The following is a 26,650-nucleotide window of genomic DNA, read 5'->3' on the forward strand; positions in this document are numbered from 1 at the left end:
ACTTGGCAGCACCGCGGTACATCGCGGTCAGGTCCGGCGTACCCTCCTTTCTGGTGGTATGTCGGGAGAAATCTCCAGTCATCCCCAGAGTCAAGGACTGTGATCCACGTGAAGGTCGGCATCCCCCGCGAGGTCAAGAACAACGAGTTCCGCGTGGCCATCACCCCCGCCGGCGTGCACGAGCTCGTTCGCAACGGCCACCAGGTCTTCGTGGAGCAGGGGGCCGGCCTCGGCTCCTCCATCCCGGACGCCGAGTACACCGGCGCCGGAGCGGTCATCCTCGGCACCGCCGACGAGGTGTGGGCCACCGCCGACCTGCTGCTCAAGGTCAAGGAGCCGATCGCGGAGGAGTACCACCGCCTGCGCAAGGACCAGACCCTCTTCACCTACCTGCACCTCGCCGCCTCGCGCGAGTGCACCGACGCCCTGCTGGACTCCGGCACCACCGCCATCGCCTACGAGACCGTCGAGCTGGCCAACCGCGCGCTGCCGCTGCTCGCCCCGATGTCCGAGGTGGCCGGCCGGCTGGCCCCGCAGGTCGGCGCGTACCACCTGATGCGCTCGGCCGGCGGCCGCGGTGTGCTGCCGGGCGGTGTCCCGGGCGTGGCCCCGGCCAGGGCGGTCGTCATCGGCGGCGGGGTCTCCGGCTGGAACGCCGCGCAGATCGCCGTCGGCATGGGCTTCCACGTGACCCTGCTCGACCGCGACATCAACAAGCTGCGCGAGGCGGACCGGATCTTCGGCACGAAGGTCACCACGATCGTCTCCAACGCCTACGAGCTGGAGAAGGCCGTCCTCGACGCCGACCTCGTCATCGGCGCGGTGCTGATCCCGGGTGCCAAGGCGCCGAAGCTGGTCACCAACGAGCTGGTCTCGCGCATGAAGCCGGGTTCCGTCCTTGTCGACATCGCGATCGACCAGGGCGGCTGCTTCGAGGACTCCCGCCCCACCACGCACGCCGAGCCGACCTTCGCCGTGCACGACTCGGTCTTCTACTGCGTCGCCAACATGCCCGGTGCGGTGCCCAACACGTCCACGTACGCGCTGACCAACGCCACGCTCCCGTACATCGTCGAGCTGGCCAACCGCGGCTGGCGCGAGGCGCTGCGGCGTGACGCGGCGCTCGCGATGGGCCTCAACACCCATGAGGGCCAGGTCGTTTACGGTCCGGTGGCCGAGGCGCACGGCCTGGCAGCGGTCGACATCACGACGTTGCTTGCCTGATCACGCGCGTGATCGTCAACATGTCGCCAATTTGATACCTGTGGCCGGGTCTTGTGTCTCAGACCCGGCCATTGGCGTAGAACATTACTGTTTTGCCGTTTCGTACCCCGTTGAAACATCGTCGGTGCGCTCGTTACGCCCTTGACAGCGGGGTGTTCCGTTGCCGACACATCGACCCGTGTCCGGCGGATTGTGTTGCTGTGAACCACCGACACGCCATAGAGTCGCCAACCGTCGGCATGCTGCAACGCTGACCTATAGAGAAGTTTCCTGGTCACCAAGGAGGTAAGACGACTTGTGAACGAGTCGACATTTGCTCCCGGGGGTGGTCAACCAGGAATGACCGTTCAGGCCGAAGGCCCCACTCGGCTTGAAGCGGTGGGCTCCGTCGCCGTACGTACCTTCGAAGCTCGCCGGACCGGCACCAACCCGGAGACGCAGGCACCGCAAGCCATGGCCCAATACGAGGACGAACTGCAGGACAGTCAGCTCTACGACCCCGACGCCGAATACGAGCCGGATCCCGAATACGCGGCCACGCTCGCGCCCGACGCCGCCCGGCAGCGCCGTGAGCGCGTCGGACCGACCGGCCGGCCGCTGCCGTACTTCCCGATCCCCGGACCGCTCACCGAGCACGGCCCGGCCAAGATCGTCGCGATGTGCAACCAGAAGGGCGGGGTCGGCAAGACCACCTCGACCATCAACCTCGGTGCCGCGCTGGCCGAATACGGCCGCCGCGTGCTGCTGGTGGACTTCGACCCGCAGGGCGCGCTGTCGGTCGGCCTCGGCGTCAACCCGATGGAACTGGACATCACCGTCTACAACCTGCTCATGGAGCGGGGGCTCGTCGCCGACGACGTGCTGCTGAAGACGGCGGTTCCGGGGATGGACCTGCTGCCCAGCAACATCGATTTGTCAGCGGCCGAGGTCCAGCTCGTCAGCGAGGTCGCCCGCGAGTCCACGCTCCAGCGCGCGCTCAAGCCGCTGATGTCGGACTACGACTACATCGTCATCGACTGCCAGCCCTCGCTCGGTCTGCTCACCGTCAACGCGCTGACCGCCGCCCACACGGTGATCGTGCCGCTGGAGTGCGAGTTCTTCGCGCTGCGCGGTGTCGCGCTGCTGACCGAGACCATCGAGAAGGTGCGCGAGCGGCTCAACCCCGAGCTCGAACTCGACGGCATCCTCGCCACGATGTACGACTCGCGGACCGTGCACAGCCGCGAGGTGCTCGCGCGGGTCGTCGAGGCCTTCGACGACAACGTCTTCCACACCGTCATCGGGCGCACGGTCCGCTTCCCGGAGACCACGGTCGCCGGTGAGCCGATCACCACGTACGCCTCCAACTCGGTCGGCGCCGCCGCCTATCGTCAGCTCGCCAGGGAGGTGCTCGCCCGGTGTCACGCCGAGTGAGTCTCCCGGGGGCCGACGAGCTGTTCCGTACCACCGGGGGGAGGGCGCTGCAGTCCTCGTCGCCCCGGCAGGACGCGAACGGCGAGGCCGCGGGCTCCGGTTCGGGTTCGCCGGGTCTGCGGTCGGTGCCGTCACCGGCGTCGGGCGAGGGCGAGGAGGAGGCCGAGCACGGCGGCCGTGAGGCCGACACGGGAGCCGAGGCCGCCGCCACGGCCCGTACGGTGACCGCGACCGCGCCGGTGCCCGAACAGCAGGCGCAGGCGCCTGTCGTCGCCCAGCCCCGGCGCCCGCAGCCGACCTCCGTGGCCCCCGCCCAGGCCCAGCAGCAGACCCGCCGCAAGCCCGCTCGCGCCCGCCCCAGCGGCCGCGAACGGCACGACGAGAAGATCACGGTCTACGTCTCCGCCGAGGAGCTCATGGACCTCGAACACGCCCGCCTCGTGCTGCGCGGCGAGCACGGACTCGCGGTCGACCGCGGCCGCATCGTGCGGGAGGCCGTCGCCGTCGTCCTCGCCGACCTCGAATCACGCGGTGACGCGAGCATCCTCGTACGACGCCTCCGCGGCCGCTGACCCCGAACGGTACGCGGTAATCTGCCCGAGATGACCGTTCCCGACGCCTCCCCGCCACCCCCCGCCCCCGGCCGCCGCCTGCTGGGCCGGGGCCCGGGCACGACGCCCGGCGACGGGCCGGTGACGGGGGTGCCTGGGGAGGCCCCTGCACCCGCGCCCGACGAAGAACGGGCACCGGGCACCCCGAAGCCGCCGTCGGGCAGCGGCGAACCTGCCGCGCTCCCGGCGGAGCCGGAGAGCGTGGTGACCGGCCTGGGCCCTGCTGCCGTGCCCGAAGCGGCGGTGGCGGCACAGGTGCCGGGCACGTCGCGCTCGCGGGCAACCGAGACGGCGGAGGCCGACCCCGCCGTGCTCCTGGTGGAGCCAGAGCCTCCGGTTGCCGACCCGGACCCTGGCCCCGCCGCCGCGGCGCCCGCGCCGGCCGAGGAGGCCACCGGCCGGTTCACCCTGCGGCTGGCGAACTTCGAGGGGCCGTTCGACCTGCTCCTCCAGCTGATCTCGAAGCACAAGCTGGATGTGACCGAGATCGCGCTGTCCAGGGTCACCGACGAGTTCATGGCGTACATCCGCGCGATGGGCCCGGACTGGGACCTCGACCAGACCACGGAGTTCCTGGTCGTCGCCGCGACCCTCCTCGACCTGAAGGCGGCCCGGCTGCTGCCCGCCGCCGAGGTGGAGGACGAGGAGGACCTGGCCCTGCTGGAGGCCCGGGACCTGCTTTTCGCGCGGCTGCTGCAGTACCGGGCGTACAAACAGATCGCGGCGATCTTCGCGGAGCGGCTGGAGGCGGAGGCGCTCCACCACCCCCGTACCGTCGGCCTGGAGCCGCAGCACGCCGAGCTGCTGCCGGAGGTCGTGCTCAGCGTCGGGCCGGAGCGGTTCGCGCAGCTCGCGGTGAAGGCGATGCAGCCGAAGCCGAAGCCGCAGGTCTACGTGGAGCACATTCACGCGCCGCTGGTGAGCGTACGGGAGCAGGCGGAGCATGTGATCGCGCTGCTGCGGGAGCGCGGGGAGGCCAGCTTCCAGGAGCTGACGGCCGACGCGGCGGACACCCTGACGGTCGTGGCGCGCTTCCTGGCCCTCCTGGAGCTCTACCGCGAGAAGGTCGTGGCCCTGGACCAGGAGGAGGCTCTCGGTACGCTCCAGGTCCGCTGGACGGGCGGGGAGAGCGATGCGGAGCGGCCGCTGGTGACGGACGAGTTCGACGAACCGGTGAAGCCGGACGCGAAGAAGGACGGCAAGGACAAGGACGATGACTGACGAAGCACCCGCACCGGCACCCGCACCCACCGGGCTGCTCTCCGCCGAGGTGGGCGAGCTGGAACTCAAGCCTGCACTCGAAGCCGTGCTGATGGTCGTCGACGAGCCGGCCACCGAGGAGCAGCTCGCGAAGGTCCTGGAGCGGCCCCGCCGCGCGATCGGCAAGGCACTGCGCGAGCTGGCCGACGAATACGCCCAGGACAAGCGCGGCTTCGACCTGCGGCTGGTCGCCGGCGGCTGGCGGTTCTACACACGGCCCGCGTTCGCGCCCGCCGTCGAGAAGTTCGTCCTGGACGGCCAGCAGGCCCGGCTCACCCAGGCCGCGCTGGAGACGCTGGCCGTGGTCGCGTACCGCCAGCCGGTCAGCCGTTCCCGGGTCTCGGCGGTCCGCGGCGTCAATTGTGACGGGGTCATGCGGACCCTCCTGCAGCGGGGTCTGGTGGAGGAAGGTGGGACGGAACCCGAGACAGGTGCGATCCTGTACAGGACGACGAACTATTTCCTGGAGCGGATGGGCCTGCGCGGCCTGGACGAGCTACCCGAGCTCGCGCCCTTCCTACCGGAGGTGGACGCCGTCGAGGCGGACTCCCTGGAGGGGATTCCGTCCTTCGACCCGGACTCGATTACGGAATCTTGATGCGAAGCAGTGACAGGAACAGCGGCGGCGACCGGAAACCCCGGAGCGCGGGCGGCAGCGGCGGCAGTGGCGGCGGCGCCCGGCGCGGCGGCCAGGGCGGCGGTCAGGCCGGCGGCCGGGGCCAGGGCAGCGGCTCGGGCGGCGGAGCCCCCAAGGAAGGGCCGAAGCGCCCGGCCAAGCCCCGTCCCGAGGAGCGCCGCTACGACGTCGGCGACACCGGCCAGTCCGGCGCGAACCGGCCCGGCGGGGTCGCCCCGTCCAAGCCGCGCAGCAAGCCCACCGGCAACCGCGGCCGCAAGCCCCTGCCCGCCCCTGCCCGCCCCCGCGAGCTCGACGCGCAGATCGAGGAGCGGGTCCGCGCCCGGCACGACAAGCCGAAGCTGAACCTGCCCAAGACCTTCCCCGGCGCCGAGCAGGAAGGCGAGCGCCTGCAGAAGGTGCTGGCCAGGGCCGGCATGGGCTCGCGCCGCGCGTGCGAGGAGCTGATCGCGCAGCGCCGCGTCGAGGTCAACGGCCAGGTCGTCACCGAGCAGGGCGTCCGCGTGGACGTGCACAAGGACGAGGTCAAGGTCGACGGCCTGACCGTCGCCACCCAGTCCCACCTCTTCTTCGCCCTCAACAAGCCGGCCGGCGTCGTCTCCACCATGGAGGACCCCGACGGCCGCCAGTGCCTCGGCGACTACGTCACCAACCGGGAGAGCCGGCTCTTCCACGTCGGCCGGCTCGACACCGAGACCGAGGGCATCATCCTGCTCACCAACCACGGCGAGCTGGCCCACCGCCTCACCCACCCCCGCTACGGCGTCAAGAAGGTCTACCTCGCCGCGATCCAGGGCCCCCTGCCCCGCGACCTCGGCAAGCGCCTCAAGGACGGCATCGAGCTGGAGGACGGGTACGCCCGCGCCGACCACTTCCGGGTCGTGGAGAACGTCGGCAAGAACTACCTCGTCGAGGTCACCCTCCACGAGGGCCGCAAGCACATCGTCCGCCGCATGCTCGCCGAGGCAGGCTTCCCCGTCGAGCGGCTGGTGCGCACCAGCTTCGGCCCGATCCCGCTCGGCGACCAGAAGTCCGGCTGGCTGCGCCGCCTCACCAACACCGAGGTCGGCATGCTCATGGCCGAGGTCGACCTGTAGAACACGGGCCCGCCGGTGATCGAGATGGCCAATGGCATCGATCTTTAACCAGAATCCCATGGTCCGGCGGGCACCAATGAGTGGAAGATTGCGTCCATGACCCCGATCCACTCCGCCGACCGCCTCCGCGAGGCCGGGCTCCCCGATCTGAGCCCGGTCCTCGCCGAACAGGGCCACCCGCTGCTGTTCGTCACCGTCTCCGGTGCGCACCTCTACGGGTTCCCCTCGCGCGACTCGGACGTGGACCTGCGCGGCGTCCACCTCCTCCCCCTCGCCGACATCATCGGCTTGCGCGAGGGCGACGAGACCCAGACCCGCATGTGGAACCGTGACGGCCTCGACCTCGACCTCGTCACCCACGACCTGCTCAAGTTCGCCCGCCTCATGCTCCGCCGCAACGGCTACGTCCTGGAGCAGCTGCTGTCCCCGCTGGTGGTGCACACCACCGACGTCCACGCCCGGCTCATCGACCTGGCCCCCGGCGTCATCACCCGCCACCACGCCCACCACTACCGCGGCTTCGCCCGCACCCAGTGGGAGCTCTACGAGAAGACCGGCGAACTCAAGCCGCTGCTCTACACCTTCCGCGTCCTCCTCACCGGCATCCACCTCATGCACACCGGTTCCGTCGAGGCGCACCTCCCCACGCTGCTCGACACCGGGATCCCCGCGCCGTCCTATGTCCGCGAGCTCATCCAGGACAAGGCCCTCGCCGAGCACAGCCTCGCCGAGGACCTCGACGCGAAGCGCCTGCGCGCCGACGTGGACGCCCTGCACGCCGTCCTCGACCAGGCCCAGGAAGCCTCCCGCCTCCCGGACGAGGCGACCGCCTACGACGCGCTGCACGACCTCGTCGTACGGACCCGGGTGACCGCGTGAGGCGTGCCGCCACCGGCGCCCTCGTCGGGCTGGCGCTCGGCGACGCGCTCGGCTTCCCCACCGAGTTCAACGACGTACCGTCCATCCTCGCCAAATGCGGCCCCTGGCGGGACATGGACCTGCCCCGGCCCGCCTTCGTCACCGACGACACCCAGATGACGCTCGCACTCGGGCGTGGCCTGCGCACCGCCCTGGCCCGCGGCCCGCTCGCCCCGCTCCGGCTCACCCGGCCCGTACGGGAGGAGTACGTCGAGTGGTGGCGCTCGCCCGACAACAACCGTGCCCCCGGCCGCACCTGCCTCGTCGCCTGCGAACGCCTCAGCCACGACGGCCTGCCCTGGCAGGAGGCCAGCCAGACCGGCTCCAAAGGCTGCGGCGCGAACATGCGGGTCGCCCCGCTCGGCCTCGTCCCGGGGCTCGACGACGAGGTCCGCGCCGGCGCCGCGCAACTGCAGTCCGCGCTCACCCACGGGCACCCCACCGCCCTCGCCGCGAGCGATCTCACCGCCCAGGCCGTTTTCCTGCTCGCCCAGGGCGCGCGTCCGGACGAGCTGGTCCCGCTCCTGCGCGAGTACGCCGCCGCCAACCGTGCGGTCTACCACCAGCGCTGGCTCGGCGACCTCTGGCAGCACGCCCATGATCACGGCGCCCTGCCCTTCATCACTCGGGGCTGGGACGAATGCCTCGCCGCCCTCGACCGCCTCGACGCGGCCCTCGCCGCCCCCGACCCCGAAGCCGACCCCTGCCTCGCCACGGGCGCCGGCTGGATCGCCGAGGAAGCGCTGGCCACGGCCCTGCTGTGCTTCCTGCTCTTTCCGGACGAGCCGGTCACCGCGATCCGGCGGGCCGCGTGCACATCGGGCGACTCGGACTCGATCGCGTGCCTGGCGGGGGCCTTCGCGGGCGCCCACGGGGGCGTCGAGGTCTGGCCGGGGGAGTGGGTCGAGCGGATCGAGTACGGCGAGGAGCTGCTTGCGCTCGGCGCGCTCTGGGACGGCGTCGAGTAGCGGCCGCGGGTTCAGGGGGTTTCCCCCGCCCCGCCCCTTCCCGCTGCATCCGATCAGCGGCTGGCGCCGCGTGGCGGGCTCCGCCCGGACCCGCCGGGGGCAAGCCCCCGGACCCCCGGACGCCCTGCGGGCGTGTCCTCAATCGCCGGACGGGCTGAAGTTGCCGTCCGGCCGGGAGGGGACACGCCGGGGTTCTCCCGCAGCGCGACGAGCGAGGATCCCGGGTCCGACATGAAGGTGCCAGAGTCGCGAGCGCCGAGGAGAGATCCCCGGTGGTGGCACCGACCCCACGGCCGCACCCAGCCCGTCCGGCGTTTGAGGACGGAACCAGCAACCCCGACCGACGGCACCGAAACCGCACCGGCGCAGGCGGCACCGTCCGCGCGGCCCGTCCGGCGTTTGAGGACGGAACCCTCGGCCATAGCTGGCGGCACCGCAACGGCACCCTAGGCGAGGAGGATCTCGCCGTTTTTCACGGTGATCGGCTGCGCGGGGAGCGGGCGTGGGGCGGGGCCGGCGGCGACGGAGGCGTCGGCGATGCGGAACTTGCTGCCGTGGCAGGGGCAGTTGATGGTGCCGCCGGAGACGGTGCTGACGGTGCAGCCCTGGTGGGTGCAGACGGCGGAGAAGGCCTTGAAGTCGCCCTGGGTGGGCTGGGTGACGACGACCTTCTTGTCGGCGAAGATCTTGCCGCCGCCCACGGGGACGTCGGAGGTCTTGGTGAGGGGCTCGCCGCCGTTGGACGCGGGCGGTGCGGATGAGGCCGGCGGCGAGGTCTCGTCGCCGTACTTCGAGCAGCCGGCCAGGGCGGCCAGTGCGGTTGAGGCAAGCAGTGCGCGGCGGTTCACGTGGTCACTCCGGTCGTACGGAAGAACCACAGCGCCGAGGTCAGCCACAGCGCCGTGAGGACGGTGAAGACGAGCCCGCCTATGACCGGGAGCAGCCAGCCGGGGATCCGTTCGGCGCGCAGGAGGAGCATTTTGGCGCTGAAGGCGCCGAAGAAGAAGCAGCCGAGGAAGGAGTGCCACATCACGCGGGTGCTGTACGTCTGGTAGCCGAGGGCGTAGAGGCAGTGGACGGCGACCGGGACGGCGATGAGGAAGGCGATGCGGCCGGACCAGCGGTGGAGGGTGCCGGTCCAGGAGGGGGCGCGGACGCCGGGGAGCCTGCCGTACATCGCGAGGGCGGAGAGGAGCTGGATGAGGGCGAAGAAGAAGGCGAAGGTGGCGAGCCAGGACTTGACGGCGCCGGTGCTGGAGAAGCCGGCGAGGTTGAAGGCCGTGCCGGCGGGGTCGTGCACCTTGCCGTACGTGCCGAGGGCGACCGCGACGGCGGCGGCGAGGAGGGCGGGGAGCAGGTAGACGAGGGCGCGGGAGCCGCGCCGGCCGCCGCCGCCGGGCGGGGAGGGGAAGGAGGCCGTGCGGGCGTTCGGGTCGGCGCTCATAAGACTCCAGAACTCCTGGTCCTAGGGAACGACGGGCTTGGCGGTCAGCTGTTCGCCGTCGACGGTCACGGCGCCGGTCTGCGGGTCGATGGACGGGGCGGCGGACGGCTTGCCGTCGCGGTCGACGATCCCGACCTGCTTGCCGTCGGGGAGCACGATCCAGCCGCCCTCCACCTTCGCGCCGCTCACGCGGGCGGTCGCCCGGTAGAGCCCGGACGGCTTGACGGCCTTGGCGGCGGTGAACTTCCAGGTGCGGCCGGGCAGTTCGACGGAGCCGGTGATGCGGCTGCCGGCCAGGGTCCCGGTCAGCGTCGAGCCCTTCGGGCTGCTCGTGAGCCGCATGGTGCCGTCGTCCGCGACGTCACCGCGCAGCCATGCCTCTTTGGTGCGGCCGTCGCAGACGTACGCGATCGCCTTGCCGTCGCGTACGGCGATCGCCACGCTGGCGGCCCGGTCCGCCGTACGGCCCGCGTAGTCCGCGTTGGGCGGCGCGGAGGCGGTGGGAGTAGGAGTCGGACTGGGGCTGGGGCTGGGGCTGGCGCTTGGGGTCGTGGATGGCGGCGTCGGAGATGGGACGCTGCCGCCGTACGACGACTTGCCGGATCCTGTCGTCGCGTTGAGCGACAGCATGACCAACGCGAGCACCAGCCCCGCCAGCAGGGTGTAGAGCGGTCCAGAACGCTTAGTGGCCACAGAGCAATGGAAGCGGATGCGGAAAGCCGCGTCCAGGGGCGCACCGTCACGAAGGGGGAATTACGACCAAAGGGCGAGTCCCACGGCCTTGCCGTCGTCGTCCCACTGGACCTCCATCATCCCGGCGACCGCGCTGCGGTTGATACGCCCGTAGACGTGCGGGAAGAGCATGGCGTCGGGCGTGCCGGGGGGCGGCGCCGGGGTGGCGGCCTCGAAGAGGACCTCGGCGTCCAGTGCCGCCTCGTCGATGAGCAGGGCCATCAGCGGGCGGACGGCGTCCCGGTAGAAGGTGTTGGCGATCGCCAGGGTTGTCGCCTCGTCGGGCGAGCAGTGGACGAAGCCTTCCTGGGCGAGGGAGGCGGGGGCGTACGGGCGGTCCGGGTCGCGCAGCCACTCGTCGAGCGGCACCAGGTGGAGGATCATGCCCAAAGTTCTACCGGGCGCGGCTGCGCCCCGCTGCCCCGTCTCGCTGGGCGGTCGGGCAGGCGGCGCGGGAGGCCCCGCGACTACGCTGATCAGGTACGTGCGGCAGGTATGCGAAGGAGCAGTGACGTGGCGGTACGAGCGGTCCGCGGAGCCGTCCAGCTGGAGCGGGACGAGGCGGAGCACATGCGGGAGCAGGTGTCGGAGCTGCTCACCGCCATCCTGGAGCGCAACGGCTTCGCCGTGGACGACCTGATCAGCGTGATCTTCACGGCCACTCCCGACCTGCACAGCGACTTCCCGGCGGTCGCCGCCCGCAAGCTCGGCATCACCGACGTTCCGCTGGTCTGCGCGCAGGAGCTGGACGTCGCGGGCGCGATGCCCCGGGTCGTACGGATACTCGCGCATGTCGAGACCGGCCTCGCCAAGAGCGGGATCTCCCACGTCTACCTCGGCGCCGCGGCCGCCCTGCGCAAGGACATCGCCCAGTGAGAACCGCCCTCGTCATCGGCACCGGCCTCATCGGCACCTCCGCCGCCCTCGCGCTCGCCGCACGCGGCGTCGGTGTGCACCTGGAGGACCACGACCCCTCCGCCGCCCGCACCGCCTCCTCGCTCGGCGCCGGCACGGACGAGCCCCCGGCCGGGCCGGTCGACCTCGTGATCATCGCCGTGCCGCCCGCCCACGTGGCCACCACACTCGCCGACGCGCAGCGGCGCGGGCTCGCCCGGGGCTACCTGGACGTCGCCAGCGTCAAGGGCGGGCCCCGGCGCGACATGGAGGCGCTCGGCGTGGACCTGCGCTCGTACATCGGTACGCACCCGATGGCCGGCCGCGAGCGCTCCGGCCCGCTGGCCGCGATCGCCGATCTCTTCGAGGGCCGCCCCTGGGTGCTGACCCCGACCCCGGAGACCGACACCGAGGTCCTCAACCTCGCGCTGGAGCTGGTCGCCCTGTGCCGGGCCGTGCCCGTGGTCATGGACGCCGATGCCCACGACCGGGCGGTCGCCCTGGTCTCGCACACCCCGCACCTGGTCTCCAGCATGGTCGCCGCGCGGCTCCAGCACGCCGAGGAGACGGCGGTCCGGCTGTGCGGGCAGGGCATCCGTGACGTCACCCGGATCGCGGCCTCCGAGCCCGGGATGTGGATCGACATCCTCTCCGCGAACCCCGGACCGGTCGCGGACGTGCTCGCCCACATCGCCGATGACCTGACCGAGACCGTGGAGGCCCTGCGGGCACTCCAGTCCGCGGACGAGGCGAAGCGCCGCGAAGGCGCGGTCGGTATCGAGGACATGCTGCGGCGCGGCAACGCCGGCCAGGCGAAGGTCCCCGGCAAGCACGGCTCGGCCCCGAAGACCTACGAGATCGTCGCCGTCCTCATCGGCGACCAGCCCGGCGAGCTCGCCCGGCTCTTTGCGGACGCCGGCCGCGCCGGTGTCAACATCGAGGACGTGCGGATCGAGCACTCCACGGGACAGCAGGCGGGGCTCACGCAGCTCATGGTCGAGCCGGCGGCCGCGCCGGGCCTGACGGCGGCCTTGCGGGAGCGCGGCTGGTCCATCCGCGCCTGAGGTCCGAAGAAACGGCCGTGGTACGGGGGCCCGGAAGCGCCCGGTAACCTTGAGGGATGGCGTCTGCCAATCCCACCGCGCGCAAGGAAGGTCTCCCGACTGTGTCGAATCCGGTGATCGTGGCGATCGACGGCCCCTCGGGCACTGGCAAGTCCAGCACTTCGAAGGCGGTCGCGGCGAAGCTCGGCCTGAGCTACCTGGACACCGGCGCCCAGTACCGGGCGATCACGTGGTGGATGCTGAGCAACGGCGTGGACGTGAACGACCAGGCAGCCGTGGCGAACGCGGCGGCCAAGCCGGTGATCGAGTCGGGGAGCGACCCGCTGGCGCCGACGATAACGGTGGACGGCGTGGACGCCTCGGGCCCGATCCGTACGCAGGAGGTCACCGCGGCGGTGAGCGCGGTGAGCGCGGTGCCGGAGGTGCGTACGCGCCTGGTGGAGCTGCAGCGCGAGGCGGCGGAGAAGGCCCCCGTCGGGATCGTGGTGGAGGGCCGGGACATCGGGACGACCGTCCTGCCGGACGCGACGGTGAAGATCTTCCTGACGGCCTCCGCGGAGGCGCGCGCCGCGCGCCGCGCGGGGGAGCTGAAGGGCAAGGAGGCGGCCGACCTCGCCGCCACCCAGGCCGCACTGGTCAGGCGGGACGCGGCGGACTCGGGCCGCAAGACCTCGCCGCTGGCGAAGGCCGACGACGCGGTGGAGGTCGACACCAGCGACCTCACGCTCGACCAGGTCATCGAGTGCGTCGTCACGCTGATCGAGGAGAAGCGGGTCGCCGCGTGACGCAGACTTCCCCGGGTCCACGGGGCGCGGCCGTCGGCCGCCGCATCGGGATCGGGCTGATGAACGGCCTGTGGCGGCCCCGCGTGCTCGGCACGTGGCGGGTGCCGGCGACCGGCCCGGTCATCCTGGCCGGGAACCACTCGCACAACGTGGACGGGCCGATGATCATCGGCACGTCGCCGCGGCCGGTGCACTTCCTGGTCAAGAAGGAGGCGTTCGTCGGCCCGCTGGACCCGTTCCTGCGGTCGGTCGGCCATGTCGCCGTGGACCGCGAGAGCGCGGACCGTACGGCGATCACCGCCGCGCTGGGCGTCCTGGAGCGCGGCGGGGTCCTGGGGATCTTCCCCGAGGGCACCCGAGGCGAGGGCGACTTCGCCGAGCTGCGCGCGGGGCTGGCGTACTTCGCGGTGCGCTCCGGCGCGCCCGTCGTGCCGGTCGCGGTGCTGGGCAGTGCCCGCTCCGGGCGGGTGATATCCGCGCTGCCGCCGCTGCGCAGCCGGATCGACGTGGTCTTCGGCGACCCGTTCGACGCGGGCGACGGCAGCGGCAGGCGTACGCGTACGGCGATGGACGCCGCCACGGTGCGCATCCAGGAGCGCCTCACGGCACACCTGGCGTACGCGAAGCGTGCCACGGGGCACGCCTCGCGCCCCTGAACCACACCGGGGCCAGGCCAATCGACGGCAATGGCCCTGACTGATACCGATCGACGGAGACGAAGCTTCATGGACATCGAGAACGAGTACGGCGAAGTCGGCGCGCTCGGCGACGCCGAATACGCCGAGTTCATGGAGCTCGCCGCCGAGGAGGGCTTCGACCTCGACCAGGTCGCCGGCGACCTCGCGGCGGCGGGCCACGGCCCGCTGCCCGTCCTCGCGGTGGTCGGCCGGCCCAATGTCGGCAAGTCGACTCTCGTGAACCGGATCATCGGCCGCCGTGAGGCGGTCGTCGAGGACAAGCCGGGCGTGACCCGGGACCGGGTGACGTACGAGGCGACCTGGAACGGCCGCCGCTTCAAGATCGTCGACACGGGCGGCTGGGAGCAGGACGTCCTCGGCATCGACGCGTCGGTCGCCGCGCAGGCCGAGTACGCGATCGAGGCCGCCGACGCGGTCGTCTTCGTCGTGGACTCCACCGTCGGCGCGACCGACACCGACGAGGCCGTCGTCAAGCTGCTGCGCCGGGCCGGCAAGCCCGTCGTCCTGGCCGCCAACAAGGTCGACGGCCTCTCCGGTGAGGCGGACGCCGCCCTGCTGTGGAACCTCGGGCTCGGCGAGCCGCACCCCGTCTCCTCACTGCACGGCCGCGGCACCGGCGACCTGCTGGACGCGATCCTGGAGGCGCTGCCGGAGGCCCCCGCGCAGACCTTCGGCGACGTGGTCGGCGGCCCGCGCCGGATCGCGCTGATCGGGCGGCCCAACGTCGGCAAGTCCAGCCTGCTGAACAAGGTCGCGGGCGAGGAGCGGGTCGTCGTCAACGAGATCGCCGGCACCACCCGCGACCCGGTCGACGAGCTGATCCAACTCGGCGGCGTCACCTGGAAGTTCATCGACACCGCCGGCATCCGCCGCAAGGTCCACCTCCAGGAGGGCGCGGACTACTACGCGTCGCTGCGCACCGCCGCCGCGCTGGAGAAGGCCGAGGTCGCGGTCATCCTGATCGACGGCAACGAGACCATCAGCGTCCAGGACCTGCGGATCATCACGATGGCGGTCGAGGCCGGGCGCGCGGTCGTCATCGCGTACAACAAGTGGGACCAGCTCGACGAGGAGCGCCGCTACTACCTGGAGCGCGAGATCGAGCAGGATCTCGTCCAGGTCCAGTGGGCGCCCCGGGTGAACGTCTCCGCCCTCACCGGCCGCCACATGGAGAAGCTCGTCCCCGCCATCGAGACCGCCCTCGCCGGCTGGGAGACCCGCGTCCCCACCGGCCGTCTCAACGCCTTCCTCGGCGAGATCGTCGCCTCCCACCCCCACCCCGTCCGCGGCGGCAAGCAGCCCCGCATCCTCTTCGGCACCCAGGCCGGCACCAAGCCCCCCCGCTTCGTCCTCTTCGCCTCCGGCTTCCTCGAGGCGGGCTACCGCCGCTTCATCGAGCGCCGGCTGCGTGAGGAGTTCGGATTCGAAGGGACTCCGATCCAGGTGTCGGTGCGGGTGCGGGAGAAGCGCGGCCGCAAGAAGTAACGGGGTGCGCGTCGGCTTCGCCGGGTGCCGGGCGGGTTTTTTCGTGGGGGTGCGGGGGGTCGCTCCCCACAATGTCGCAGTATCGAGCGCCGGCTGCGTGAGGAGTTCGGATTCGAAGGGACTCCGATCCAGGTGTCGGTGCGGGTGCGGGAGAAGCGCGGCCGCAAGAAGTAACGGGGTGCCCCCGGTCGGCTCGTTCTCGGCCGCGGGCCGTGGCTGGTTGCTCGCGCGGTTCCCCGCGCCCCTTATAGGCCGCCGTGGAGGCGGTTGTCCGTCGTGCTGCCAGGGGGGAGCGCGGCGGGCAGGGCGGTGCGGTGGCGGCCGGAGCGGTGGAGGGGCTCGAAGCCGTTGAAGCGGAGCGAATCCTCGCCGGTGCGCTCGCCGGGCAGGGTGCGGAAGAGCCGACGGTACTCGGAGTAGAGCGCGTCGTAGATCGGTGTACCCGAGCCTCCGGAGACGTCCTGGGACGCGGCTCGCATGGACGGGATCTGGCTGCGGTACGGGGCTCGGGAGGAGGCGTCAAAGGTGTGCACGTCTGGGCAACGAGTGACGATTCGTGCTGGATGCGGGTGGTGTGACTGAATTACGGAATTCCGTCCACGCGCGGTCCGCACATGACGAGGGCGCGCACGGTTTTCCGTACGCGCCCTGCTGACCGGCGATCGGTCAGGTGCCGGAGAGCGGCATCGTCGCGCCGACCAGGACGCCGCGCTCGGCGGCCCGGGCGAGGGCGGCCTGGAGCAGGTCCTCGCGGGGCTGCTGGCCGATGGAGCCGGCCGGTGCCGCGTAGACGTACACCTCGTTGGACTTGTTGACGGAGGCACGCCAGCCGTCGCTGACCGCCAGCGGCTGGTGGGCCTGCCACCACGCGCCGGCGGCGCCGGGCTGGAGGATGGCGTGCAGCTGGCCCATGGCGAGCAGCACGGACCAGCCGGCGAGCGGCAGCGGGGGCACTGCCTGGTCGCTGACGGGGAGGAAGCCCTGCTCGATCAGGATGGGCAGGAATTCGTCCCCGGGGCCGTCCTGGCCGGGACGGGCGATCGGGCCGGTGGGCTCGATGACCAGTGCCGGGCAGATCTGGTCCTTCACCAGGACGAGCCCGCAGGTGATGCCGAGCACCGCCTGGCGCGGCGCGGCGTCTGCCTGTGCGGCGGCGAAGTTCGACATTCCGGATCCTCCACCCGAGCCTGTGCCCCCGTTCTCGAACTCAATGCTTTCCACCGCGCCCTTGAGCTGCTGCTCGGACACCGGCACGACCTGCGAGGGGATACAGGTCGCATGGGCGAAGGCGAGGACCGCGGTCTCGTCGCCGACGAAGAGCACGGTGCTGGTCCGCTCCTTCGTGGTGTCCCCCGGGGTGCGGCAGGAGGTGCAGTCGTATGTGCCCGGCGCGTTATCGCCGGCCAGCAGACGCTCGGCCTCCTGGTCGCCGATCTCGGCGCGTACCTCGTCGCTGACATCGAGCATGGCCGGCACGAAAGCCTCCTTGACTGTGCGGCTGGGACTCCTTCGCCGGGCTTTGCCCGGCACATAGTGACAACGGACGATCTGTGGTGGGAGTCACGCTTTTCTCCGTTCCGGTGACCCGTGGTGTGTGCACACGGTGAACGGCGGACCGGAATTGGTCACTCCGCGTCCAACTATGGCTTGTGGTCGGATGGATGTGCGCATGAGGTGAATCACAGTGCGCATATGCGGTGTGCTGATTTAACGCGATATCAGCTCATCAATCCGGTGTCCTGAATTGGCCGTTACTCCCGGTAAATGGCAACTGGCCTGCACGGACAGTGAGTTGGTTGTATCCGGACGGCTTACTGCCTAGATTCCTCCGCCGTGTGCAAAGAGCACCGCTCGGGAGAGCTCGTACGGAGGGTGACGGTGAATCGATACGGCACCACTCGGCTACGGGCGACGGGACCACACGGCAACGGCGTCCTATGCGCCGGCCGCGCGGTCACGGAGGGGTTGTCGGGGGACGTCCCGGGTCCGTGGAGAGGGAATCCATGGCTGTCTCAGCCCAGTACCGCAAGACCGCAGTTCTCGTCGGTATCGCCGCCGCCCTGAGCCCGCTGGCCGCCCTGGCCACCGCGGGAGAGGCCGCCGCAGCCGACAGCGGAGTGTGGGACCGCATCGCCAAGTGCGAGAGCGGCGGCAACTGGCAGATCAACACCGGCAACGGGTACTACGGCGGACTGCAGTTCTCCGCCGGCACCTGGCGGGCCTACGGCGGCACCTCCTACGCCGCCACCGCCGACCGGGCCAGCAAGTCCCAGCAGATCGCCATCGCGACCAAGGTGCAACGCGCACAGGGCTGGGGCGCCTGGCCCACCTGCTCCGCGAGGGCCGGTGCGTCCGGAAGCGCGCCGGGCACGAAGTCGACGACGGTGACGAAGAAGTCGACGAAGTCGACGAAGGTCACGAAGCGTGCGAGCGGTAACACCACCGCCCGCGGCACCGGCCGTACGAAGGCGAACGGCACCGGCGGCAACTACACCGTGAGGTCCGGCGACACCCTCAGCGGGATCGCGGTGGCGCACGGTCTGAGCTGGAAGAAGCTCTACGCCGTCAACAAGCCCGCGATCGGCGGCGATCCGAATCTGATCTACCCCGGTCAGCGGCTGACGGTCTGACAGCGGTCCCACCCGGTCGTCCGCCGACCGGGTGGGACACCGCCCGCGCCGGGCGCGGCGGCGCGGCGCTCCGGCGGACGGTGCGCACGTGCCCTAGCGTCCCGACGCATGATCCCCTTTCTGGCCGCCGCCGCTCTCGCCCTCATGGGGGTCCACGCCCCGGTCTGGAACGACCTCGCCGCCTGCGAGAGCAGCGGCGTCTGGGACACCAACACCGGCAACGGCTTCTACGGCGGTCTGCAGATCTGGCAGCCGACCTGGGCCGAGCACGGCGGCCTCGACTACGCCCCGCGCGCCGACCTCGCCTCCAGCGACGACCAGATCACCGTCGCCGAGGAGATCCTCCGCGACCAGGGCTGGTCCGCCTGGCCCGAATGCTCCCGCCGGCTCGGGCTCTCCGGGCGCTGGCACGCCGCGCAGCCCGGTGACACGCTGCAGTCGGTCGCCGACCGCTTCCAGGTGCCCGAGGAGGAGCTGCGGCAGCTCAACCCGGGTGCTGAGGGCGCGGACGCGGGTGCCCCGCTCGTCCCGGGGACACTGATCCGGCTGCCCTGAGCCGGACTTCTAAGAAACCCTCTCGCCCGGCTCGCCGCTGAACACGACCGACCCGCGCCGCAGTTCGTGCACCACGGCGGTGACGGGCCGCAGCGCCTCCGGCAGCCGCTGCTCCGCGACGACCACGGTCCGGGCGCCCTGAGCGCAGAGGGCGGCCAGGACTTCGTACGTACGGGCCGCGGCGGCGGGGGAGAGGCCGAGCCCGGGCTCGTCGAGCAGCACGAGGCGCGACGGCGGGCCGAGCAGGGCCCGGGACACGGCGAGCATGCGCTGCTCGCCGCCGGAGAGGGTGCCCGCACGGCGGGCCAGCAGGGGGCGGAGCGCCGGGAAGGCTTCCAGGGCCGGGTCATCGGCCCCGTCCGCGTGGTTCCCGCCGGCGAACAGCGCCAGGTTCTCCGCGACGGTCAGCGATCCGAACACCGGCCGCCGGTCCGGTACGAAGGCCAGCCCCAGCCGTGCCCGCCGGTGCGCCGGCAGCGCGGTCACGTCCTGGCCCCGCCAGAGGACTTGGCCGTCGGTGAGCCGGACGCTGCCGGCGAGCGCCCGCAGGACCGTGGTGCGGCCCGCGCCGTTGCGGCCGAGCAGCACGGTGGCGGTCCCGGCGGGGACGGCGAGGTCCACGCCGTGCAGGACCTCCAGCGGTCCGTAGCGGACGCGGGCGGCGCGCAGCGCGATCTCGACGGTCACGGCATCACCCCGGCCGGTACGTCGAGTACGTCGCCGGGGCCGCCGCACGCGACGATCCGGCCGCCCGCCATCAGGTACACCGTGTCCGCGAGTCCGGCCACCAGGTCCAGGTCGTGCTCGACCAGCAGCAGCGCCATCCCGTCCGCCGCCAGCGCCCGCAGCACCGTGCCCAGCGCCGCCACCTCGGCAGTGTCCAGCCCCGCCGCCGGCTCGTCCAGCAACAGCACCCGCGGCCCCCCGGCGAGCGCCCGGCCCAGCTCCACCCGGCGCAGCGTCCCGGTCGGCAGGTCCGCCGCCGGCTCGTCACGCACCGCGTCCAGCTCCAGCAGCCGCAGTACGCGCTCCACGGCATGCGCATCCCGTACGAGCCCCTGCTCCGCCCCGATCCGTACGTTCTCCGCCACCGTCAGCCCCGGAAACACCGCCAACTCCTGGAACGTACGCGCCACTCCCAGCCGCGCCCGCCCGTACGGCGACACCCGCGTCACATCCCGCCCCGCCAGCAGCACCCGCCCGCGCTGCGGCCGCACGGTCCCGCAGAGGCAGTGGAACAGCGTGCTCTTTCCCGCCCCGTTCGGCCCCACCAGCGCGGTCACCCGGCCCGGCGCCACGACCAGGTCGACTCCGTCCACCGCCGCGATTCCGCCGTACGTCATGCGCAGGCCGCGCGCCGTCATGCGCGCGCCGCGCGGCGCTTCCGGGGGCGTGCGGCGGTGCCGCATGCGCATGCGCGATTTCCCGGCCGGGCGGCGCCGGGCGCGCGGCAGCCAGAACTGGCAGACGGCGAGGAGGCCGATGACGGCGGCGGCCACGCCCTCCTTCGTGCCGGCGTCGAGGCCCACCAGGAGCGCGGCCGCGGCCATGGCTCCCAGCGAGTTCCCGGCGCCAAGGACGATGACCGCGGCGAACCACAGCAGCCCCCGTACCGGGTCGAACGCGTCCGCGTCGAAGGCCTGGACACCCATCCCCAGCAGCCCGCCGCCCAGTGCGGCCAGCGCGGCGCCGACGACGAAGGTGAACAGCTTCAGGGCGGGCACCCGGACTCCGGCGGCCGCCGCGCCCGCCTCGTGGTCGGCCATGGCCGCCAGGGCGCGGCCGGTGCGGCCCCTGCGCAGCGCGCGCACCGAGAGCAGCGCGGCCCCGAGCAGCACCAGCTCCAGTACGTAATACGCCCGGTCGGCCACGAAGCCCGCCGGCCGGGCCAGCCCGAGCCCCGACGTCGCGTACGGCTGCGCGAACACGAACCGGCTCACCGCCACGCCCACCGCGAATGTCACCAGGGCCAGCGCCAGGCCCCGGCGGCGCACGGCCGGACCGCCGGTCAGCAGCCCCAACGGCGCCACCAGCAGCACGGCGAGGGCCAGCGCGGCGAGTTCGGGCAGAGCGGGCAGGCCCGGGAAGCGTCCCGCTGCCAGCAGTGCGGTGAACAGCGCCCCGAGCCCGGCGTACGCGGCCTGGCCAAGGGAGATCTGGCCGCCCAGGCCGGTCACGACGACGAGGGACAGCAGGATCAGGCCCATCGCCGGTACCTGGACGGAGGTGGTGAGGTCGGTGCCGGCGAAGCCGAGGGGGAGCAGGAAGAGGATGGCTGTCGCGGTCCAGACGACGGCGGGGCCGCGGCCCCCGGCCACCGCTGTGGCCGCCCCCGGGCCCTCGGGCGCCGGACGGGCCGGCGGGGCCGCAGCGTGCTCGCCGATCGCGGGCAGGGCCAGCGCCGCGACCAGCAGCGCCACGACGAACAGATTCGCGCCCACCGCCTGGATGAGGGGCTCCCAGATGCCTCCGGGGTGGAAGCGGGTGAGCTGGCTCTGGGCGATGCCGATGGCCAGGGCGACGGCGATGGCGACCGGGAGGCTGCGCATGCGCGCGGCGACGGCGACGGCCATGGTCTCCATGACCAGGAGCGAGAGCCCGTAGGGATCGAGGCGCAGATAGGGCGCGAGGAGCACACCCGCCAGGCCGGCGGTGAAGGCGCCGAAGGCCCAGCCGGCGGCGGCCAGGCGGTTGGCGTCGATGCCGGCGAGGGCGGCGAGGCGGCGGTCGTCGACGACCGCGCGCAGTCGGGTGCCGAAGCGGGTCCAGCGGGTGAGGGCACCGACGGCGGCGGCCAGGGCGAGTACGGCGGCGAGCTGGGCCCAGGGGTCGCCGGGGACGAGGGTGGGGGCGTCGGCGCGGGCGTCGCCGCCCCAGGCGAGGTAGGCGGCGCCGACCAGGAGGACGAAGACGCCGAGGGTGGCGACGAGGGTTTCGGCGGGACCGGCCTCGCGCACGGCGAGCGGCCGGAAGACGGCACGGTCGAGCAGAAGCCCGATGCCGGGGGCCACGATCAGCAGGCTGAACGCGGCGGCGGGCCACAGCGGCCAGCCGTGGACGACGACGAGGCCGCGCAGGACGTACGCGACGACCATGGCGATCGCGCCATGGGCGAGATTGAGGACCCCGGTCGCCCGGTAGGTGACGACGAGCCCGATGCCGGTGAGCGCGGCCGCGCTGCCGACGGCGACCCCGGCCAGCGTGAGGTCGTACGTCAGCGACGCCATCTCAGGATTCCGGTTCGCAGACCGGGCAGGGACGCAGATCCGCGTCGGCCGCCGCGGCCACGAGCCCCGGCTTGCCCTCCGCCAGCGGGCAGTCGGGCCGGTGGAAGAGGGTCCCGCCGGGCACGGCGACCGGGGGGTCCGTGGAGACGGCGACAGGCCGCCCCGGCGCACCGTCGGCACCGTCGCCGGGCGGCTCGTCCGGCTGTTCGGCCCGGGTCTCCGGCGCACGCCCGGCCAGCACCGCGCCAGCCACGATCAGCGCGGCCCCCGGGATCGTGGACGAGGCCAGATACGGCAGCTGCCGCTCCGCGAACCGCTCGCCGGAGATCCCGTACCAGCCGAGCACGCACAGCACCGCGCCGACGGCGAGAGCCACCCACCCGCCCCACTGCTCGAAGGCCCGCCGGGTTCGGGCTGCGGTCCACCTCATGATGTGCCAGTGTATGGGCATGTCCACCGATTGATGGCAGTATGCCGTCGGGGGCAATGCGCAAACCAGGGCCCCCGGTCGGCTTCGTCCGAGACGGGGATGGTGAGCCAGATGGCCCGCACCGTGAAAGCCCGAACCGTGAAGGCGCGCACCGTACGCGTACGACAGATGGCCGGGGGGCTGCTGGCGGCAGCGCTCCTGATCGCGGTGGCCGGCTGCGGCAGCGACAACAAGGGTGACGGGAACACCTCGCCCACGCCGTCCGCCACGGTCACAGCCACGGCATCGGCCTCCCCCTCGGCACCCTCCACCGGCCAGGACACCGCCGCGGAGAAGCAGGTCCGGGCGAACTGGGAGAAGTTCTTCTCACCGGACACCCCGATCAGCGAGAAGGCGAAGCTACTGGAGAACGGTGAACAACTCCAGCTTCTGCTCCAGGCCTTCTCCGGAGACGACCGGGTGGGCAAGGTCAAGGCCAAGGTGACCAAGGTCGAGTTCACCTCCGCGACCGAGGCGACCGTCACCTACACGCTCTCCCTGGCCGGGCAGGACGTACTGCCGGGCGCCACCGGCACCTCCGTCCTGCAGGACAAGGTCTGGAAGGTCTCGGTCAAGAGCCTGTGCGGCCTGATCGCCATGGACAGCAGCGGAGCCGGATCGGTTCCGGGCTGCTGACGTGAGGGCCCGGCTCGGGGCCCGGCTCGGCGCCCTGCTCGCCGCCGCGCTGACCCTGACCCTGGTCGCCTGCGGAAGCCGGCTGCCCGAGAGCGACTTCACCGGCCGCCCCACCGAAGGGGCGACCACGGCTGCCGCGCCCATCAAGGTCGGCATCATCACCAGCGCCACCAGCCCCGTCGGCGGCGGCGCCTTCTCCGCCCCGCGCGACGGCGCCCTCGCCTACATCGCCGCCCTCAACGCCGGGGGCGGCGTGGCCGGCCACCGCCTGGAGGCCGTCACCTGCGACGACGGCGGCAGCGGGGTCGGCAACAACGAATGCGTGCGCAAACTCGTCGACCAGGCCAAGGTGTTCGCCCTGGTCGCCACCAGCTCCCTGGACTACGCGGGCGCGCCCTACGTCAGCCGCAAGGGCGTCCCCGACATCGGCGGCATCCCCATCGGCACCGAGTACGACACCTATCCGCACCTCTACGGCATCTACGGAAGCCGCGCCCCGCGCGACGGGACCCCGGGATGGGGCGGCACCCTCTACGCGGGCACCGAGGTGTACCGCTTCTTCAAGGAGCGGCTCAAGGCCCGTACGGCAGCGGTCGTCTACTACAACCAGTCCGCCTCCGCCCGCTACGCCGACCAGATCCTGCGCGGCCTCAAGGCCGAGGGGTACCGCACCATCAGCGAGGAGGTCGACTTCGCCCTCCCCAACTTCCGTGCCGTCGCCGCCGATCTGCGCGCCCGCCATGTCGACATCCTCTTCGACGCGATGGACACCCACGGCAACGGCCAGCTCTGCCGCGCCATGCAGAGCGCCGGCGTCACCGTCACCGCCAAGGTCACCAACGTCCAGAACTGGGCCTCCACCGTTCCCGCCGACTACAAGGACGCCGCGGGCTGCCGCAACGCGCTCTGGGCGACCTCGGCGAGCCGCAACTACGACGACACCTCCAATGCGGCCGTACGCGCCTTCCGCACCGCAATGGCGGCGCGCAAGCCCGCGTATCTCGCCCAGTGGCAACTGGAGGGGTGGGCGGCCGCCATGTGGCTGGCCGACGCGATCCGCGCATGCGCGACGCCGACCACAAACCCGTCACGCGCATGCGTGGAACGCTTTGTGACAGGCCGACCGTATGACGCGGGAGGACTCCTGCTCCCCGTCGGCTTCACCCCGTCGGCGAGGCCGCCCGCCACCGCCCGCACCTGTCTGTCGGTGGCGCAGTGGAGTGACCGGGCAGGCGGGGACTCGCACGGCGGCTGGCTCACGCGGGGCCGCGACATGCGGGACAACTGCTTCATCGTCCCCCAACTCCCGTATCGATCCTGAAGAATCCTGTGCGAGTTCTGACACCGAGAGGCGATTGAAGGACAACCTGCGTCAGGTGGGCGCAGTCTTCTCTCTGCGACGCGGACGGCGAGTCCGCGGGGAGAACACTTGGCCGGCAAGGCCAACGGATCGACGGGACCGACGGGGACGCATGCGCATTTCATTTCTGCTTCACAACGCCTACGCACTGGGCGGAACGATCCGTACGACCTTCAACCTGGCCGCCGCCCTCGCCGGCCAGGGACACCAGGTCGAGATCGCCTCCGTCTTCCGGCACCTCGACACGCCGGCGCTGCCGCTCGACCCGCGCGTCTCGCTCCAGCACCTTGTCGACCTGCGCAGGAAGAGCCCGTCGTACGAGGGCGGGCATCCGCTCCACGGGCAGCCGGCGGTGGTCTTCCCGGTCGCCGAGTCCCGCTACCGGCAGTACAGCCGGCTCACCGACGAGCGGATCGGCCGCTGGCTGGCCGAACTCGACACCGACGTCGTCATCGGCACCCGGCCCGGCCTCAATGTGCACCTCGCCCTGCAGGCCCCGCGCGGCCTGGTCCGCGTCGCCCAGGAACACCTCACCCTGGAGACCCATTCCGCGCGGCTGGCCCTCACCCTGCGCCGGCTCTACCCGCGCCTGAACGCCGTCACGACCACGACCGAGGCCGACGCCGCCGCGTACCGCCGCAGACTGCGGCTGACCGGCGTGCCGGTCCGGGCGGTGCCCAACAGCGTGCCCGACCTCGACATCACGCCCTCCGGCCTGAACGCGAAGGTGGTCGTCGCCGCCGGGCGGCTCGTCCCCGTCAAGCGCTACGGAGACCTGATCCGCGCCTTCGCCAAGGTCGTCGTCGAACGCCCCGACTGGGGCCTGCGGCTGTACGGGGCGGGTGTGCAGCGGGAGGCGCTCGCGCGGCAGATCGGGGAACTCGGCCTCGGCGGCCACGTACGGCTGATGGGGCAGGTCATCCCCATCGAGCCCGAGCTCGCCAAGGGGTCCGTCCTCGCCGTCTCCTCCGCGATGGAGTCCTTCGGGATGACCATCGTCGAGGGCATGCGCGCCGGCCTGCCCGTCGTCAGCACCGACTGCCCTCTGGGCCCCGGCGAGATCATCACCCACGGCGTCGACGGTCTCCTCGTCCCCCCGGGCGACTCCGACGCCATGGCCGCCGCCCTCCTCGGCCTCATCAACGACGACGACCGCCGCCATGCCATGGGCCGCGCCGCGCTCCACACGGCCGAGCACTACGACCCCGACCGCATCGCCCGCCTCTGCGCCGCCCTCTTCGAGCAGCTCCTCGCCGAGCGGCGCGGCCTCGGCCGCCACGTCACCGGATACGCAGTTGGCGCCGCCTACTTCGTCAACGACCTTGCGACTGCGGCTGCCCGCCGCGCGAAACGGGCCCTCAAGGCCCGCTAGACGGTGCCGACCCGGAGCGTTGACGGCTACGTAAGCGCTTGCTAACTTGAAACGCATGTGATGGCCGTCACTGAGCAAAGAGCCGCTCCACCCCGCCTTCTACGGCGGGCTCGCACAAGCAATCGCTTTCATGTGCTGACGTGCCGCCCCCACGGCAGCCCCCCACATCACCTCTGGACGAGAGGTCCCAGCATCATGAAGCACAAGCGAATCTCCCCTGCCCTTTTGGCCGTGCTGGCGCTGGCCGCGGCCACGGCGGTGACCGGCACGGCGGCGAGCACCGCGCAGGCGGCGTCGTACGAATCGTCGCCGGTGGGATACGGCGCCGGGACGACCGGCGGCGGTTCCGCGACGGCGACGACGGTGAGCACGCTGTCCGCGTTCACCTCGGCGGTGAGCGGGGACACGGCGAAGGTGGTCAAGGTCTCCGGTCTGATCTCGCTGTCCGGCCAGGTCGACATCGGCTCCAACACCACGGTGATCGGCGTCGGTTCCGGCTCCGGGCTGACCGGTGGCGGGGTACGGGTGAAGAACGAGAGCAACGTCATCATCCGCAACCTGGTGTTCAGCAAGCCGGTCGGGACGGACTCCATCACGATCCAGAAATCCACCTACGTGTGGGTGGACCACAACGACCTGTCCTCCGACCGGACCCACGGGAAGGACTACTACGACGGGCTGCTGGACATCACGCACGCCGCGGACTACGTGAGCGTGTCGTGGAACAAGTTCCACGACCACTACAAGGTCAGCCTCGTCGGGCACTCGGACTCCAACGCCTCCGAGGACACCGGCCACCTGCGGGTGACGTACAGCCACAACTGGTTCTACAACGTGAACTCCCGGCTGCCGAGCATCCGCTTCGGCAAGGCCCACATCCTGAACAACTACTTCCAGAACGTGGGCGACAGCGGCATCCACTCCAGGATGGGCGCCGAGGTCTACGTAGAGCGGAACGTGTTCAGCGGCGTGCCGGACGCGATCACCACCACCGGTGACAGCGACGTGGACGGCTACGCGAACCAGCTCAACAACATCTACGACAGCAGCTCGACGACGGACATCACGCAGACGTCGTCCTACAAGCCCACCTACAGCTACACGCCGGAGTCCAACTCCACCACCGCCGCCTCGGTCTCGGCGGGCGCGGGCACCGGCAAGGTCGGCTGAC

At 71.8% G+C, this 26,650-nt stretch carries 28 protein-coding genes; 19 read left to right on the top strand and 9 right to left on the bottom strand.

Annotated elements, in window-relative coordinates; genetic code table 11:
* Positions 1-108 precede the first annotated feature (108 nt).
* The 8 genes from ald to OG607_RS36595 all read left to right on the top strand — a co-directional run bounded on the left by ald (position 109) and on the right by OG607_RS36595 (position 8,128).
* Positions 109-1,224, top strand: a complete 1,116-nt coding sequence (gene ald, locus OG607_RS36560; protein WP_405732890.1) for an alanine dehydrogenase — start codon at positions 109-111, stop codon at positions 1,222-1,224.
* 453 nt (positions 1,225-1,677) lie between these two features.
* Complete coding sequence (locus OG607_RS36565; RefSeq protein WP_405737279.1) at positions 1,678-2,637, top strand: ParA family protein; 960 nt, start codon at positions 1,678-1,680, stop codon at positions 2,635-2,637.
* On the top strand, positions 2,622-3,209 hold the full coding sequence (locus tag OG607_RS36570) for a hypothetical protein (RefSeq protein ID WP_405732893.1): 588 nt from the start codon (positions 2,622-2,624) through the stop codon (positions 3,207-3,209). The genes OG607_RS36565 and OG607_RS36570 overlap by 16 nt, the downstream gene beginning before the upstream one ends.
* 30 nt (positions 3,210-3,239) lie before the next feature.
* Complete coding sequence (locus OG607_RS36575) at positions 3,240-4,469, top strand: segregation/condensation protein A (RefSeq protein WP_405732896.1); 1,230 nt, start codon at positions 3,240-3,242, stop codon at positions 4,467-4,469.
* On the top strand, positions 4,462-5,106 hold the full coding sequence (gene scpB / locus OG607_RS36580) for an SMC-Scp complex subunit ScpB (protein WP_405732899.1): 645 nt from the start codon (positions 4,462-4,464) through the stop codon (positions 5,104-5,106). The genes OG607_RS36575 and scpB overlap by 8 nt, the downstream gene beginning before the upstream one ends.
* Positions 5,106-6,242: a pseudouridine synthase gene (locus OG607_RS36585; RefSeq protein ID WP_405732902.1), complete on the top strand. Its 1,137-nt coding sequence runs from the start codon at positions 5,106-5,108 to the stop codon at positions 6,240-6,242. Before scpB ends, OG607_RS36585 begins: the two co-directional genes overlap by 1 nt.
* A gap of 96 nt (positions 6,243-6,338) precedes the next feature.
* On the top strand, positions 6,339-7,121 hold the full coding sequence (locus OG607_RS36590; RefSeq protein WP_405732905.1) for a DNA polymerase beta superfamily protein: 783 nt from the start codon (positions 6,339-6,341) through the stop codon (positions 7,119-7,121).
* The gene (locus OG607_RS36595) at positions 7,118-8,128 is read left to right on the top strand and encodes an ADP-ribosylglycohydrolase family protein (protein ID WP_405732908.1); all 1,011 of its coding nucleotides are present in this window, start codon (positions 7,118-7,120) and stop codon (positions 8,126-8,128) included. Before OG607_RS36590 ends, OG607_RS36595 begins: the two co-directional genes overlap by 4 nt.
* Positions 8,129-8,574: 446 nt before the next feature.
* On the opposite strand, the gene OG607_RS36600 is transcribed toward OG607_RS36595, so the two are convergent.
* The 4 genes from OG607_RS36600 to OG607_RS36615 all read right to left on the bottom strand — a co-directional run bounded on the left by OG607_RS36600 (position 8,575) and on the right by OG607_RS36615 (position 10,688).
* A complete protein-coding gene (locus tag OG607_RS36600; protein WP_405732911.1) occupies positions 8,575-8,976 on the bottom strand; it encodes a Rieske (2Fe-2S) protein in 402 nt (133 codons plus the stop codon).
* Positions 8,973-9,572, bottom strand: coding sequence for a DUF6529 family protein (locus OG607_RS36605; RefSeq protein ID WP_405732914.1), 600 nt, complete (start codon positions 9,570-9,572; stop codon positions 8,973-8,975). Before OG607_RS36605 ends, OG607_RS36600 begins: the two co-directional genes overlap by 4 nt.
* A 21-nt stretch (positions 9,573-9,593) precedes the next feature.
* Positions 9,594-10,202 (bottom strand): hypothetical protein, encoded by a 609-nt coding sequence (locus OG607_RS36610; RefSeq protein WP_405737282.1) that lies wholly within the window; start codon positions 10,200-10,202, stop codon positions 9,594-9,596.
* Between the two features lie 123 nt (positions 10,203-10,325).
* Positions 10,326-10,688: a DUF952 domain-containing protein gene (locus OG607_RS36615; RefSeq protein ID WP_405732917.1), complete on the bottom strand. Its 363-nt coding sequence runs from the start codon at positions 10,686-10,688 to the stop codon at positions 10,326-10,328.
* Between the two features lie 129 nt (positions 10,689-10,817).
* Here OG607_RS36615 and aroH point away from each other — a divergent pair, with 129 nt between their 5' ends.
* The 5 genes from aroH (at position 10,818) to der (ending at position 15,230) form a co-directional block, all read left to right on the top strand.
* The gene (gene aroH, locus OG607_RS36620) at positions 10,818-11,180 is read left to right on the top strand and encodes a chorismate mutase (protein ID WP_405732920.1); all 363 of its coding nucleotides are present in this window, start codon (positions 10,818-10,820) and stop codon (positions 11,178-11,180) included.
* On the top strand, positions 11,177-12,262 hold the full coding sequence (locus OG607_RS36625; RefSeq protein ID WP_405732923.1) for a prephenate dehydrogenase: 1,086 nt from the start codon (positions 11,177-11,179) through the stop codon (positions 12,260-12,262). The genes aroH and OG607_RS36625 overlap by 4 nt, the downstream gene beginning before the upstream one ends.
* A gap of 56 nt (positions 12,263-12,318) precedes the next feature.
* A complete protein-coding gene (cmk, locus tag OG607_RS36630; protein ID WP_405732926.1) occupies positions 12,319-13,047 on the top strand; it encodes a (d)CMP kinase in 729 nt (242 codons plus the stop codon).
* Positions 13,005-13,703 (top strand): lysophospholipid acyltransferase family protein, encoded by a 699-nt coding sequence (locus OG607_RS36635; protein ID WP_405732929.1) that lies wholly within the window; start codon positions 13,005-13,007, stop codon positions 13,701-13,703. The genes cmk and OG607_RS36635 overlap by 43 nt, the downstream gene beginning before the upstream one ends.
* Before the next feature lie 69 nt (positions 13,704-13,772).
* The gene (gene der, locus OG607_RS36640; RefSeq protein WP_405732932.1) at positions 13,773-15,230 is read left to right on the top strand and encodes a ribosome biogenesis GTPase Der; all 1,458 of its coding nucleotides are present in this window, start codon (positions 13,773-13,775) and stop codon (positions 15,228-15,230) included.
* A 245-nt stretch (positions 15,231-15,475) separates the two neighbouring features.
* Here the strand turns inward: der and OG607_RS36645 are convergent, their stop codons facing one another.
* Together OG607_RS36645 and OG607_RS36650 are read right to left on the bottom strand one after the other, a co-directional pair.
* Positions 15,476-15,709, bottom strand: coding sequence for a hypothetical protein (locus OG607_RS36645; RefSeq protein ID WP_405732935.1), 234 nt, complete (start codon positions 15,707-15,709; stop codon positions 15,476-15,478).
* A 187-nt stretch (positions 15,710-15,896) separates the two neighbouring features.
* Complete coding sequence (locus OG607_RS36650; RefSeq protein ID WP_405737285.1) at positions 15,897-16,697, bottom strand: hypothetical protein; 801 nt, start codon at positions 16,695-16,697, stop codon at positions 15,897-15,899.
* A 536-nt stretch (positions 16,698-17,233) separates the two neighbouring features.
* Here OG607_RS36650 and OG607_RS36655 point away from each other — a divergent pair.
* Positions 17,234-17,860 (top strand): transglycosylase family protein, encoded by a 627-nt coding sequence (locus OG607_RS36655; protein WP_405732938.1) that lies wholly within the window; start codon positions 17,234-17,236, stop codon positions 17,858-17,860.
* Positions 17,861-17,968: 108 nt separating this feature from the next.
* The gene (locus OG607_RS36660) at positions 17,969-18,415 is read left to right on the top strand and encodes a transglycosylase family protein (RefSeq protein WP_405732941.1); all 447 of its coding nucleotides are present in this window, start codon (positions 17,969-17,971) and stop codon (positions 18,413-18,415) included.
* A 9-nt stretch (positions 18,416-18,424) separates the two neighbouring features.
* On the opposite strand, the gene OG607_RS36665 is transcribed toward OG607_RS36660, so the two are convergent.
* The 3 genes from OG607_RS36665 to OG607_RS36675 are packed head-to-tail and all read right to left on the bottom strand — an operon-like array spanning position 18,425 to position 22,072.
* Complete coding sequence (locus OG607_RS36665; protein WP_405732944.1) at positions 18,425-19,102, bottom strand: ABC transporter ATP-binding protein; 678 nt, start codon at positions 19,100-19,102, stop codon at positions 18,425-18,427.
* Positions 19,099-21,642, bottom strand: a complete 2,544-nt coding sequence (locus OG607_RS36670) for an ABC transporter permease subunit (RefSeq protein ID WP_405732946.1) — start codon at positions 21,640-21,642, stop codon at positions 19,099-19,101. Before OG607_RS36670 ends, OG607_RS36665 begins: the two co-directional genes overlap by 4 nt.
* Position 21,643: 1 nt before the next feature.
* A complete protein-coding gene (locus tag OG607_RS36675; protein WP_405732949.1) occupies positions 21,644-22,072 on the bottom strand; it encodes a hypothetical protein in 429 nt (142 codons plus the stop codon).
* 111 nt (positions 22,073-22,183) lie between these two features.
* Between OG607_RS36675 and OG607_RS36680 the strand changes: the two genes are divergently transcribed.
* The 4 genes from OG607_RS36680 (at position 22,184) to OG607_RS36695 (ending at position 26,649) form a co-directional block, all read left to right on the top strand.
* The gene (locus OG607_RS36680) at positions 22,184-22,747 is read left to right on the top strand and encodes a hypothetical protein (RefSeq protein ID WP_405732952.1); all 564 of its coding nucleotides are present in this window, start codon (positions 22,184-22,186) and stop codon (positions 22,745-22,747) included.
* Position 22,748: 1 nt separating this feature from the next.
* The gene (locus OG607_RS36685) at positions 22,749-24,068 is read left to right on the top strand and encodes an ABC transporter substrate-binding protein (protein ID WP_405732954.1); all 1,320 of its coding nucleotides are present in this window, start codon (positions 22,749-22,751) and stop codon (positions 24,066-24,068) included.
* A 151-nt stretch (positions 24,069-24,219) separates the two neighbouring features.
* Positions 24,220-25,479: a glycosyltransferase family 4 protein gene (locus OG607_RS36690; protein WP_405732957.1), complete on the top strand. Its 1,260-nt coding sequence runs from the start codon at positions 24,220-24,222 to the stop codon at positions 25,477-25,479.
* Positions 25,480-25,674: 195 nt separating this feature from the next.
* Positions 25,675-26,649, top strand: a complete 975-nt coding sequence (locus tag OG607_RS36695; protein WP_405732959.1) for a polysaccharide lyase family 1 protein — start codon at positions 25,675-25,677, stop codon at positions 26,647-26,649.
* The last annotated feature ends 1 nt before the right edge of the window (position 26,650 follow it).

Origin of the sequence: Streptomyces sp. NBC_01537 (genome assembly GCF_045040445.1) — a bacterium.
Taxonomy (GTDB): domain Bacteria; phylum Actinomycetota; class Actinomycetes; order Streptomycetales; family Streptomycetaceae; genus Actinacidiphila.